The organism is Labrys okinawensis, assembly GCF_002982075.1.
Lineage (GTDB): Bacteria > Pseudomonadota > Alphaproteobacteria > Rhizobiales > Labraceae > Labrys > Labrys okinawensis_A.
The window spans coordinates 418,644-431,192 of sequence record NZ_PUEJ01000003.1 but is presented as its reverse complement, the minus strand read 5'-3'; the positions used below and the strand labels follow the sequence as shown (position 1 = coordinate 431,192).

At 63.9% G+C, this 12,549-nt stretch carries 8 protein-coding genes; 2 read left to right on the top strand and 6 right to left on the bottom strand.

Annotated elements, in window-relative coordinates; all coding sequences use genetic code 11:
* Window positions 1-4: 4 nt before the first annotated feature.
* The 5 genes from C5L14_RS09070 to C5L14_RS09050 form a co-directional block, all read right to left on the bottom strand.
* Window positions 5-1,633 (bottom strand): alpha-D-glucose phosphate-specific phosphoglucomutase, encoded by a 1,629-nt coding sequence (locus C5L14_RS09070; protein ID WP_105861701.1) that lies wholly within the window; start codon window positions 1,631-1,633, stop codon window positions 5-7.
* Window positions 1,634-1,728: 95 nt separating this feature from the next.
* Window positions 1,729-3,162, bottom strand: a complete 1,434-nt coding sequence (gene glgA, locus C5L14_RS09065) for a glycogen synthase GlgA (protein WP_105861973.1) — start codon at window positions 3,160-3,162, stop codon at window positions 1,729-1,731.
* Window positions 3,163-3,246: 84 nt separating this feature from the next.
* Window positions 3,247-4,518, bottom strand: a complete 1,272-nt coding sequence (glgC, locus tag C5L14_RS09060) for a glucose-1-phosphate adenylyltransferase (RefSeq protein ID WP_105861700.1) — start codon at window positions 4,516-4,518, stop codon at window positions 3,247-3,249.
* 110 nt (window positions 4,519-4,628) lie between these two features.
* The gene (gene glgB, locus C5L14_RS09055) at window positions 4,629-6,845 is read right to left on the bottom strand and encodes a 1,4-alpha-glucan branching protein GlgB (protein ID WP_105861972.1); all 2,217 of its coding nucleotides are present in this window, start codon (window positions 6,843-6,845) and stop codon (window positions 4,629-4,631) included.
* Between the two features lie 425 nt (window positions 6,846-7,270).
* Window positions 7,271-9,784, bottom strand: a complete 2,514-nt coding sequence (locus tag C5L14_RS09050) for a glycogen/starch/alpha-glucan phosphorylase (protein WP_105861699.1) — start codon at window positions 9,782-9,784, stop codon at window positions 7,271-7,273.
* 387 nt (window positions 9,785-10,171) lie between these two features.
* Here C5L14_RS09050 and C5L14_RS09045 point away from each other — a divergent pair, with 387 nt between their 5' ends.
* Together C5L14_RS09045 and nagA are read left to right on the top strand one after the other, a co-directional pair.
* Window positions 10,172-11,035: a BadF/BadG/BcrA/BcrD ATPase family protein gene (locus C5L14_RS09045; RefSeq protein ID WP_105861698.1), complete on the top strand. Its 864-nt coding sequence runs from the start codon at window positions 10,172-10,174 to the stop codon at window positions 11,033-11,035.
* Complete coding sequence (gene nagA, locus C5L14_RS09040; RefSeq protein WP_105861697.1) at window positions 11,035-12,186, top strand: N-acetylglucosamine-6-phosphate deacetylase; 1,152 nt, start codon at window positions 11,035-11,037, stop codon at window positions 12,184-12,186. Before C5L14_RS09045 ends, nagA begins: the two co-directional genes overlap by 1 nt.
* Before the next feature lie 8 nt (window positions 12,187-12,194).
* On the opposite strand, the gene C5L14_RS09035 is transcribed toward nagA, so the two are convergent.
* Window positions 12,195-12,524 carry a YnfA family protein gene (locus C5L14_RS09035; protein WP_105861696.1) on the bottom strand — a complete coding sequence of 110 codons (330 nt, stop codon included), beginning with the start codon at window positions 12,522-12,524 and terminating at the stop codon, window positions 12,195-12,197.
* Between the last annotated feature and the right edge of the window lie 25 nt (window positions 12,525-12,549).

The window sequence follows — 12,549 nt, the reverse complement described above, 5'->3', positions numbered from 1 at the left end:
CCCTTTACGTCACCACACTCGGTTCGGCCATGCCGGTCTTCTCGGCGATGCCGCTGAGCTGGCGGGCGACGGCGATCACATCGGCGAGGGCGGCCTGCGTCTCGATGCCGTGATGGGCAGGATCGGCTTCGTAGCGCTCGAGATAGACGCGCAAGGTCGCCCCTTCCGTCCCCGTCCCGGACAGGCGGTAGACGATGCGCGAGCCGTTTTCGAACAGGACGCGTAGACCCTGGTTCTTCGAATCCGATCCATCGACGGGATCGTGATAGGCGAAATCATCGGCCGACTTGACCTTGAGCGCGCCGAAGCTCTTGCCGGGCAGGCTGGTGATCTGCGAGCGGACCGCCTCCATCACCGCATTGGCGGCCTCCGTGGGCACGGCCTCGTAATCGTGGCGCGAATAATAGTTCCGGCCATATTTGGCCCAATGCTCTCGCACGATGTCGAGCGTAGGCTGGCGGCGCTTGGCCAGCAAAGTGAGCCAGAGCAATACCGCCCACAGCCCGTCCTTCTCGCGGACGTGGTTCGAGCCGGTGCCGGCGCTTTCCTCGCCGCAGATGGTGACGCGATCGGCATCGAGCAGATTGCCGAAGAATTTCCAGCCGGTCGGCGTCTCGTAGATGCCGACGCCCATCGCCTTGGCGACCTGGTCGGCCGCAAGGCTGGTTGGCATCGAACGGGCGATGCCGGAAATGCCCTTGGCATAGCCCGGCGCCAGATGGGCATGGGCAGCCAGAATGGCCAGGCTGTCCGACGGCGTGACAAAGATGCCGCGGCCGATGATGAGATTGCGGTCGCCGTCGCCATCCGACGCCGCCCCGAAATCGGGTGCGTTCGGGCCCATCATGAGATCGTAGAGATCCTTGGCGTTGACGGGATTGGGGTCCGGGTGATGGCCGCCGAAATCGGGCAGCGGGGTCGAGTTGACCACCGTGCCGGCAGCCGCACCCAGCTGATCCTCGAGGATGCGGCGGGCATAGGGGCCGGTGATGGCCGACATCGCGTCGAAGCGCATGGTGAAGCCGGACTTGAACAGGTCCCGGATGGCATCGAAGTCGAAGAGCTTGCCCATCAGTTCGGCATAGTCGGCAACCGGATCGACCACCTCGACCACGGTGTCGCCAATCTTCGTCTCGCCGAGCTGATCGATATCGATGTCGGGTACGTCGGCGATCTTGAACTCGCTGATCGACTTGGTGCGGGCAAAGATGGCATCGGTGATCTTCTCGGGCGCCGGACCGCCATTGCCGATATTGTACTTGATGCCGAAATCCCCCTCCGGCCCGCCGGGATTATGGGAAGCAGACAGCACGATGCCGCCAAAGGCCCCATATTTGCGGATGACGGCCGAGACGGCAGGCGTCGACATCAGGCCTCCCTGCCCCACCTTGATGCGTCCGAAGCCGGCGGCAGCCGCCATTTTGAGGATCTTCTGAACGACCTCGCGGTTGTAGAAGCGCCCATCGCCGCCCACCACCAATGTTTTGCCGGCAAATCCCTCCAGCGTGTCGAAAATCGACTGGACGAAATTCTCGACATAATGCGGCTGCTGGAACACCGGCACCTTCTTGCGCAAGCCGGACGTGCCGGGCTTCTGGCCATCGAAGGGTTGGGTCGGGACGGTACGGATCATAGCGAGGTTCCGGTTTTGGTTTATCGGAAGTTCTATCGGTCAAAAGCGAGAGGAGCGCATCCCCACGCCCTCGAAAAGCTGCCGACAAGCCCCCTTCATGCCAACAACTCGCGATAGAGCTTGGCATAGCTGGCGGCCCTGAGGTCCCAGGATTGGTCCAGCCCCATGCCGCGGCGCTGCATCGCCTGCCAGACGGGCTTGTCGTTGTAGAGCGCGATGGCTCTCGAAATCGCATCACGCAGCATGTCCGGCGTGATCGGCTGGAACTGCACGCCGGTCGCGGCCTTGAGGGTCAACGCCGCATCGTTGGCATCGACGATGGTGTCGGAGAGTCCCCCGACGCGCGCCACCACGGGAATGCAGCCATAGCGCAGGCCGTAAAGCTGGGTGAGGCCACAAGGCTCGAAGCGCGACGGCACCAGCGTCATGTCCGAGCCACCGAACATCAGATGCGAGAGCGCCTCGTCGAAACCGAACACCGCTCCGACGCGTCCGCGATGCTGGAGACTGGCCTGCCTGAAGATGCCCTCCAACTCCCGATCGCCGGAGCCGAGCAAGGCGAGCCGCGCCCCCGAAGAGACCAGATGCGGCAACGCTTCGGCGAGAATGTCGATGCCTTTCTGCCAGGTCATGCGACTGACCAGGCAAAACAGCGGCGAGTTGTCGTGGTCGAGGCCGAAACGCTCTTCCAGAGCCTTGCGATTGCCCGCGCGCCTGGCCAGTGACTTGGCGTCGTAATTGACGACCAGGTTCGGATCGGTCTGGGGATTCCACACGCGCTCGTCGATACCGTTGACGATGCCGGAGAGCACGTCGGCGCGGCCGGCCAGCAGCCCTTCCAGCCCCATGCCGGCCTCCGCCGTCTTGATTTCGGCGGCATAGCGCGGCGAGACGGTGGTGATGCGGTCGGCAAAATGCAGTCCGGCCTTCAGGAAACCGATCATGCCGTAATACTCGACCCCGTCCAGGGCAAAGGCCCGCTGAGGCAGGCCGAGACTGCCGAGGATGGAGCGGGGATATTGGCCCTGGAAGGCCAGATTATGCACCGTGATTACCGATTTCGGCCTGACAGCCTCGGCATAATTGAGATAGGCAAGCGTCATCGCTGCCTGCCAGTCATGCACATGGACGATGTCGGGCCTGTAAGCCTTGACCAGGCCGTGGCAGATCTCCGCAGCCGCGCTCGACAGGGCGCAATAGCGCTGGGGATTGTCGAGCCAGTCGCGCCCGTCGGCGTCGACATAAGGATTTCCCGGCCGGTCGAACAGATGCGGCGCATCCACGGCCAAGAGGTCGAGCTCGCCGATCGAGGCGCGCTTGATGGCGGTGCGGCCGCCGAAAAATCCCGGCAGCTTGGCCACCGTCTGCCAGGAATCGCTTGCCGCCATCACGGCGGGATAGCCGGGAATGACTGTCGTCACCGCCACGTCATGGCCTTTCAAGGCGGCAGGCAGCGCGCCGACGACGTCGGCGAGCCCCCCCGTCTTGATCAGCGGATGGATTTCGGACGCAACCGCGAGAACTTTGATCATCGAAAGCGCAAACTTCTTGTTGACGCATTTTCCTAGCCGAAAAGCTTGTGACTTTTCCAGAAAATGCTGCGGATCGCGTCGTCAGAGCTTCAGCTTGTCGATCATGGGCTGCGTGATCAGGCAGATACCCTTGTCCGTCCGTCGGAAGCGTTTGGCATCCAGTTCGGGATCTTCGCCGACGACGAGGCCCTCTGGGATGATCACGCCGCGATCGATCACCACATTCTTGAGTTGCGCCGAACGCCCAACCTCGACATAGGGCAGGATCACGGCGTTTTCCACGCTGGAATAGGAGTTGATGCGCACACCGGTATAGAGCAGCGAGTGCTTGGCCGTTGCCCCCGAGACGACGCAACCGCCCGATACCAGCGAGGAGATAGCCGTACCGCGCCTTCCCTCGGCGTCATGCACGAATTTAGCCGGCGGCGTAATTTCGGCGAAGGTCCAGATCGGCCATTCCTGGTCGTAGAGATCGAGCGCGGGCACCACGTCGGTCAGATCGATATTGGCTTCCCAATAGGCGTCCACCGTGCCGACGTCACGCCAATAGGACTCCTTCTCATGCTCGGAACGCACGCAGCTCGCCGGGAAGCGGTGCGCCACCGCTTTGCCATGCTTGACGATATGGGGAATGATGTCCTTGCCGAAGTCGCGGCTCGAATTGGGATCGTTGGCATCCCGGTTGAGTTCCTCGGTGAGGAACTTCATCGAGAAGACGTAGATGCCCATCGATGCCAGAGCCATTTCCGGATTGCCGGGGATGCCGGGCGGATCCTTGGGCTTTTCCACGAAGGCGACGATGCGGTCCTGCTCATCGACATGCATGACGCCAAAGCCGGTGGCCTCCATGCGCGGCACTTCGAGACAGCCGATGGTGACATCGGCATTCTGCTCGACATGCTGCTTGAGCATCAGCTCGTAGTCCATCTTGTAGATATGGTCGCCCGCCAGGATGACCATGTATTCCACGCCGGTGCCGTCGATGATGTCGAGGTTCTGGTAGACCGCGTCCGCCGTGCCTCGATACCACATGTCCTCGGAAATACGCTGGCTGGCCGGCAGGATGTCGAAGCTCTCGTTGCGCTCCGGCCGCAGAAAGTTCCATCCGCGGTTGAGATGGCGGATCAGCGAATGCGCCTTGTACTGGGTAGCCACACCGATGCGACGAATGCCCGAGTTGATCGCATTCGAAAGGGCGAAATCGATGATACGGCTCTTACCTCCGAAATAGACCGCGGGCTTGGCGCGCCGGTCGGTCAGTTCCATCAGGCGGCTGCCGCGGCCTCCGGCCAGCACATAAGCCATCGCCGAACGTGCCAGCGGCCCACCCTTCGAATGCCTCGGTTCCGTCATACAGTTCCTCCCACTGATAATCCGGGATGACGCTGCTGCCTTCTTTTTCAGCCTCGGCTCCCATGGCAGGGCCGCGACTCTCCAAAGACATGCAACGCCTACTCCCCAGCCTAGTTCCCCGCCCATTCCAGCATGATGGCCGTCAGGGGCGGCAGATTGATACGCGCGGACGCCGGTTTGCCCTTCCAATCGCCCGCATAGGCATAGACTCCGCCGGCATTGCCTCGATTCAGCCCGAAATAACGCTCGGAATCGGTGTTGAGAATTTCCCACCACTGCCCCGCCAGCGGCAGGGGCAGCAGATAGCCGTCGCGCGCGACGGGGGTGAGATTGGCCACCACCACGATCGGCATGGCATCGGTGGCATAGCGCGCCCAGGCGAACACCGAATTGGCATTGTCGTCGACGACCATCCACTCGAAGCCGTCACCCTCGCAATCGCGCTGATGCAGCGCCGCACGGCCGCGATAGAGATGATTGAGGTCGCGGACGAGATCGCTCAGCCCCTTGTGCGGGCCATATTGCATCAGGTCCCAGTCCAGGCCGACATTCTCGTTCCATTCGCGGCGTTGGCCGAAATCCTGGCCCATGAACAGCAGTTTCTTGCCCGGATAGGCCCACATCAGCGCGTAATAAGCCCGCAAGGTCGCGAACTTGTCCCCTTCCAGGCCCGACATCTTGTTGACGATGGAATTCTTGCCGTGAACCACCTCGTCATGGGAAAGCGGCAGCACGAAATTCTCGGCAAAGGCGTAGATGAGGCCGAAGGTCAGGTCGTCATGGTGATATTGGCGATAGACCGGCTCGCGCTGCATGTAGCTCAGCGTGTCGTGCATGAAGCCCATGTTCCACTTGAAACCGAAACCGAGCCCACCGTCATGCACAGGCTTGGACACGCCCGGCCAGGCGGTGGATTCCTCGGCGATGGTCATCACGCCGGGATGGGCGGCATAGACTTCCTTGTTCATGCGCTGCAGGAAGGCGATGGCGTCGAGATTCTCCCGTCCGCCATGGATATTGGGCAGCCACTCCCCGTCTCGGCGCGAATAGTCGAGATAGAGCATGGAAGCGACGGCATCCACGCGCAGCCCGTCGATATGGTAGCGCTCCAGCCAGAACAGGGCATTCGCAATCAGGAAATTGGCAACCTCGCGCCGGCCGAAATCGTAGATCGCGGTGTTCCAGTCGGGATGGAAGCCGCGCCGCGGGTCGGGGTGCTCATAGAGCGCGCTGCCATCGAACCAGGCAAGGCCATGCGAGTCGGTCGGAAAATGCGCGGGCACCCAGTCGAGGATCACGCCGATCCCGGCGGCATGGGCGCGGTCGACGAAACGGGCAAATCCCTCGGGCGAGCCAAAGCGGCTTGTCGGTGCGAACATGCCGGTCGGCTGATAGCCCCAGGATGCATCGAGGGGATGCTCCGTCACCGGCAGCAACTCGATATGGGTGTAGCCCATATGCTGCACATAGGCGATCAGCTCGTCGGCAAGCTGTTCATAGCTGAGAAAGCGCTGATGCTCGCCGCGCTTCCAGGAGCCGAGATGCACCTCATAGATCGACATCGGCGCCCGCCGCGCATCGCGATGCGCCCGCTCCTCGAGCCATTGCTGATCCGTCCAGGCGAAGGCTTCGGATGAGGCGACCCGGGAGGCCGTGCCCGGACGCAATTCGCTGGCGAAGGCGAACGGATCGCTCTTCAGCGGCAGCAGGGCGCCGTTCGGCCCGATGATCTCGTATTTATAATAGGCGCCGACCTTGACGCCCGGCAGGAAGATTTCCCACACGCCGGTATCGACGCGCTTGCGCATCGGATGGCGACGGCCGTCCCAGTCGTTGAAATCGCCGACGATCGATACCCGCCTGGCATGCGGAGCCCACACGGCGAAATGCACGCCCTCCATGTCGCCGTGCCACAAGGGGCGGGCCCCGAGCTTGTCCCAGAGCCTGAGATGGGTGCCTTCCGTCAGCAGATAATCGTCGACCTGCCCCAGCAGCGGCCCGAAACGATAGGGGTCCTCGACCTCCCACTGCCCGCCCGCATTGACGGCACGCAGACGGTAGATCCCGACGCTGTCGGGCACCAGGCCTTCGAAGACGCCATCGTCATGCCGCCGCTCCAGGGCGACCGGCCCGGCCAGATTGGGCGCGAGCACCGACAGCGTCTCGGCATTGGGGATGAAAGCGCGGACGACAAGACCCGCCGGCGTCTCATGCGGGCCGAGCACGGCAAAAGGATCGGCATGACGTCCCGCCGCAAGCGCCGCGACTTCCACATCGGACAAACGCCAATCCGCCGTCTTGCCGCGGCTGGCCGGCCGCTTGGCCAGGGGTGCCGGCTTTTCGGCCCTGGCGACGGGAGCGTTCGTCTTCGTTGTCTTTGCCAAGCGCTACGCCCCTTTTCGAACCGGATCGAAACGCCTGGTCTTTACGCGATCAGGCGTCTTCCTGTGATCCTCTCGAACACAAGCTAGGGCTTTTGCTACACCGGTCAACGATTAAACGCAGCCTGCCCAAATGGGTTATGCCGCGAGCGCCGCAGGGTGAAAAATTTGGAGGTTTCGGCCTTTGACGGCAATGGGACAGACGATCCCACCGAAAAAAACCGAGACGTTTCATGGCCCGGGCCGGCCTGATGCCGCCGCTCCACGGGCCATGGGTCGAGACACGGGCTTACCAAAAACGACATCCCGCGAAACCAGGCTTCATGCCTCGCGGGATGCAAGTCCTGCTGGTCTTGCGACGATAGCGCCGCCTATTCCGTCGCCGTCGTCTGCACGCCCCAGATCTCGTCGGCATATTCGCGAATGGTGCGGTCGGAGGAGAACCAGCCCATGCGCGCGACGTTGAGGATCGACTTTTCCCGCCAGGCGGGCTTGGTAGCCCAGAGCGTATCGACATTGCGCTGCATGGCGGCGTAGGCGTCGAAATCGTCGGTGACGAAGAACCAGTCGCTGGAGCGCAGCGACTGCACCGTGCCGCGATGCCGTTCGCGGTCGGTCGGCGAGAACACGCCGCCTTCCACCGCATCGAGCACCTCGGCCAGGGCCGGCGAAGCCGCGATGGCGTCAGCCGGATTGCGGCCCTGGCGCTTGCGCTCCTCGACCTCATGCGCCTTCAGGCCGAAGATGAAGATGTTGTCGTTGCCGACATGCTCCTTCATCTCGACATTGGCGCCGTCCAGCGTGCCGATGGTGAGGGCGCCGTTGAGCCCGAACTTCATGTTGCCCGTGCCGGAGGCTTCCAGCCCTGCGGTCGAGATCTGCTCGGAAAGATCGGCCGCAGGGATGATGACTTCGGCAAGGCTGACATTGTAGTTCGGCATGAACACGACCTTCAGCAGGTTGCGCACGGCCGGATCCGAATTCACCACCTTGGCGACGTCGTTGATCAGCTTGATCACATATTTGGCAGCCGTGTAGCTCGCCGCCGCTTTGCCGGCAAAGATCTTCACGCGCGGAGCCCAGTCGCGCTCTGGATGGGCGCGAATGGCATTGTAGAGCGCGATGGTCTCGAGAATGTTGAGCAGCTGGCGCTTATATTCGTGGATGCGCTTGATCTGGACGTCGAACATCGCGGAGGGGTCGACGCGCAGGCCCACGGTCTGCTGCAGCACCTTGGCCAGGCGCGCCTTGTTGGCATGCTTGACGGCCGCGAAGGCCTCCTGGAAGGCGCTATCCCGGGCGTAGGGCTCCAGCGCCACCAGCTTTTCGGCATCGTCGAGATAGGCATCGCCGATGGTTTCGCGCAGCAGCGTGGTCAGCCCCGGATTGGCGGTCATCAGCCAGCGCCGTGGCGTGATGCCGTTGGTCTTGTTGGTGATGCGGCCGGGGAACAGCGTGTTGAGGTCACGGAACACCGTTTCCTTCATCAGTTCCGAATGCAGGGCGGACACGCCATTGACCTTGTGCGAGCCGACGAAAGCGAGATTGCCCATGCGCACGCGCCGGCCGTGGCTCTCGTCGATGATCGAGACGGTGGCGATCATGGCATCGGAGGCGCCGCTCTCGCGCGCCTCGGTCAGCACGCGGGCATTGATGGCGTAGATGATCTGCATGTGCCGCGGCAGCAGCCGCTCGATCAGCGGCACCGGCCAGGTTTCCAGCGCTTCCGGCAACAGAGTGTGGTTGGTGTAGGAGATCGTCTCGCGGGTGATGGCGAAGGCATCGGCCCAGTTCAGCCCGTGAATGTCGATCAGAATGCGCATCAGCTCGGCCACCGCGATGGCCGGATGCGTATCGTTGAGCTGGATCGCCGCCTTGGACGGCAGGGTCTTGATGTCGCGGTGCTGCTGCAGGTGGCGGCGCACGATGTCCTGCAGCGAGGAGGACGTGAAGAAATATTCCTGGCGCAGCCGAAGTTCCTGGCCGGCCGGGGTTGAATCGGCCGGATAGAGCACGCGCGAAATGGATTCGACCTTGGTCCGGTCGTTCAGGGCGCCGATATGGTCGCCGGCATTGAAGGCGTCGAGCGAAATCGGGTCGAGCGAACGGGCGGACCACAGGCGCAGCGTATTGACGCGGTTGCCGCGCCAGCCGACGGCCGGCGTGTCATGGGCAACGGCGAGCACGGTCTCCGCCGGCTTCCAGCTGTGCACGGCCGAACCGTCCCAGCCATCCGTCGCTTCGACGGCGCCGCCGAAGCCGACCTCATAGGCGACTTCCCGGCGCGGGAACTCCCAGGGATTGCCGTTCTGCAGCCAGTTCTCGGGCGATTCCGTCTGCCAGCCATCGACGATGTTCTGGCGGAACAGGCCGTTCTCGTAGCGGATGCCATAGCCATAGGCGGCGATGCCGACGGTGGCCATGCTCTCCATGAAGCAGGCGGCAAGGCGCCCGAGACCGCCATTGCCGAGCGCGGCATCGGGTTCCATCTCGGCGATCATGTCGAGATCGACGCCGACGGAAGCCAGCGCCTCGCGGGCCGTGGCGACGAGGCCGAGATTGTTGAGGCCGTCCTTGAGCAGGCGGCCGATCAGGAATTCGAGCGAAAGATAATAGACGCGCTTGCCGCCCATGCGGTAGACGCCGCGCGTGGTTGCCATCCAGCGGTCGACAATGTGGTCGCGCAGTGCCAAGCTCACGGCCCGCAGCCAGTCATGGTCGCGCGCCACGATCGGGTCCTTGCCGACGGCATAGGTCAGCTTGGCGAGGATCAGGTCACGGAAGGCGCGTGCCTCGCCGGTCGCTTCCGGCAGCTTGGCCGCGTCATCACCGACAGCCATCGCCGCCTCGGCCGAATAGAGCTTGTCGTGCAACGTTGAAGTCATGTGTCGCTTCTCGATCATTGATCCCAGGACGGTGCTCCTTAACCCAAGTGCCGCCTGGTTACGAGTGCCCTTTTTGCATAAGATGTAGGCAAAAACACTGATATCTTGTGATTTAAGTCGGAACTGCCGCCATGATCATCTCATATGTTCGTCCTGCATAGCTCCGGCGGCTTGTGCGTGGTGCGCACAAAAGTCCCGATGCTGTTGCCGATGGTCGTGGAGAGCGTGTGCTCCCGATGGAATCCTGGCTGAATTCCTCGGGGGATGGTGATATGCCACCGCGATGGGGCCGCGCGATTTCATGGGGATGGTCAGGAATCGCAAAACCGCGCCGAAACAAGGAGTTAGGGCAGTGAGCGCTCAGGCGCCCGGCCCTGGGAGACAGGCATGACGGCTATATATTTTCTCGCGGTCGACGGCGGCGGCACCAATACGCGAGCGCGCCTCTACGACGCGAACGACAGGCTGATCGGCGAAGGCCTGTCGGGCTCCTCCAACCTGACCCTCGGCACCGAGATTGCCGGCCCTGCCATCGCGGCAGCCGGCGACGCCGCGATGGCCGCTGCCGGATTGGCGCCCGGCGCCAAGGTCCAAATCCGGGCCGGCCTCGGGCTTTCGGGCGGCAATATTCCGGCCCTTGCCGACGGTATCGCCGCCTTTCCCTTCGGGTATGGAGCCTTGACCGTCACCTCGGATGCCGTCACCGCCTGCCTCGGCGCCCATGCCGGCCAGGATGGCGGCATCTTCATCCTCGGCACGGGCTCGCAGGGTCTGGCCCTGGTGGACGGCAAGGAGACCTCGGTCGGCGGCTGGGGGTTCGCCCTGGGCGACGACGCCTCCGGCGCCGTGCTCGGACGGGCCGCACTCAGGGCGGCCATGCTCAGTGTCGACCAGCTCGGCCCGGTGAGCGACCTGACCCGCCGCCTGCTGGCGCATTTTCACGATGATCCGAACGAAGCCGTGATCTGGGCCAGGACCGCCACGCCGCGGGATTACGGCCGCTTCGCGCCTCTGGTGTTCGAGGCCGCGGGCGGCGACGTGGTGGCGGATCACCTGATCGCCGGGGCCACGGGCTCCATCGTCGCCATGATCGATCGCCTGACAGACCTCGGCGCCCCCAGGATCGCCCTGATGGGCGGGCTCGCCGAACCCTATCGGCCCTATCTGCCGGTACGTTACGACGAGATCCTGGTTCCACCCAAAGGCGATGCCCTCGCGGGTGCCTTGGCGCTGGCGAAGAGGGGCCACTGATGATGTCGCTCGATGCTCTTGTCGCTCCCCGCCTGTTCAATGGCGAGACTTTTGTCGAGGGCCACGCCGTGTTGGTGGAGGCCGATATCATCGTCGGCCTGGTGCCACGGGCCGACATTCCCTCCCATGCCGCCGTGACTACCCTGCCCTCCGGCGTGCTGGCCCCCGGCTTCGTCGACGCCCAGGTCAATGGCGGCGGCGGCTTTCTGTTCAACCAGTCGCCCGACGTGGCGACACTCGAGGGCATGGTCGCGGCGCATCGGCGGCATGGCAGCACCGCCCTGCTGCCGACCTATATCACCGATACGGCCGAGGGCATGAAGAGAGCTATCGCGGCCGCCCGCCAGGCGATTGCCGACGGGGTACCGGGCATGGCCGGCATTCATCTCGAAGGCCCTTTCCTCTCGGTACCGCGCAAGGGCGCCCACGACCCCGCCCTGATCCGGCCCCTGACGGACGCGGATGTCGAACTCATCCTCGGCAGCGGCATCGAAACCGTCCTGCTCACGGTGGCGCCGGAAAATGCGCCGCTTCACCTGATCCGGCGCCTGGTAGACGGGGGTGTGATCGTCAGCCTCGGCCATACCGACACCAGCTATGAAGCGGTGATGGCGGCGGCGGATGCCGGCGCCACCGGCATCACCCATCTCTTCAACGCGATGTCGCCCCTGCAGGGCCGCCATCCCGGCGTCACCGGCGCCGCCCTCGACCATGGCGGCCTGTGGGCCGGCATCATCGCCGATGGCCTCCATGTCCATCCAGGCTCGCTCTCGCTGGCCCTGCGGGCAAAGAAGGCGCCGGGGCGGCTGTTCCTCGTCACCGATGCCATGCCGACCGCCGGCGATGCCAACGATGTCTTCCATCTCAACGGGCGCAAGGTCACAAGGCGCAACGGCGCCCTGACACTGGAAGACGGCACGCTCGCCGGCTCCGACCTGACCATGGATGCGGCGCTGCGCTACAGCATCGGCCATCTCGGCGTCGGTCTCGGCGAAGCCCTGCGTATGGCCAGCCTCTATCCCGCCCAGTTCCTGCGCCTCGACAACCGTCGCGGGCGGCTGGCGCCGCGCTATCGCGCCGATCTGGTGCATCTCGACGAAAACCTGACCGCACGCGGCGTGTGGGTGGGCGGTCGCAAGCTGGCCGGGTGAAGCGACCGTCAAGCAGTACGGTGGGGCGCGAACAGGATGACGGCCATGCCCGCAAGGCACAGAACCGCCCCGATCAGGTCCCAGCGATCGGGCCTGATCCCTTCGACGGCCCACAGCCACAGGAGCGAGGCGCCGATATAGATGCCGCCATAGGCGGCATAGGCCCGACCCGCCGCCTCCGTCTCGATCTGCGTCAGCAAAAAGGCAAAGGCGATGAGCGCGGCTGTGCCCGGCACCAGCCACCAGGCCGGCTTGCCCAGGCGAAGCCAACTCCAGAAAGCATAGCAGCCGCCGATCTCGCCGACGGCCGCCAACGCATAGAACAGAATCGATTTCATGCCGGCCGTGAACTCCGCTTCCGCC

Excerpts from the sequence above, each read along its gene's own strand:
- C5L14_RS09070 (WP_105861701.1), bottom strand. The coding sequence starts at position 1,633 with ATGATCCGTACCGTCCCGACCCAACCCTTCGATGGCCAGAAGCCCGGC.
- glgC (WP_105861700.1), bottom strand. The coding sequence starts at position 4,518 with ATGACGGAACCGAGGCATTCGAAGGGTGGGCCGCTGGCACGTTCGGCG.
- C5L14_RS09050 (WP_105861699.1), bottom strand. The coding sequence starts at position 9,784 with ATGACTTCAACGTTGCACGACAAGCTCTATTCGGCCGAGGCGGCGATG.
- C5L14_RS09045 (WP_105861698.1), top strand. The coding sequence starts at position 10,172 with ATGACGGCTATATATTTTCTCGCGGTCGACGGCGGCGGCACCAATACG.
- nagA (WP_105861697.1), top strand. The coding sequence starts at position 11,035 with ATGATGTCGCTCGATGCTCTTGTCGCTCCCCGCCTGTTCAATGGCGAG.
- C5L14_RS09035 (WP_105861696.1), bottom strand. The coding sequence starts at position 12,524 with ATGAAATCGATTCTGTTCTATGCGTTGGCGGCCGTCGGCGAGATCGGC.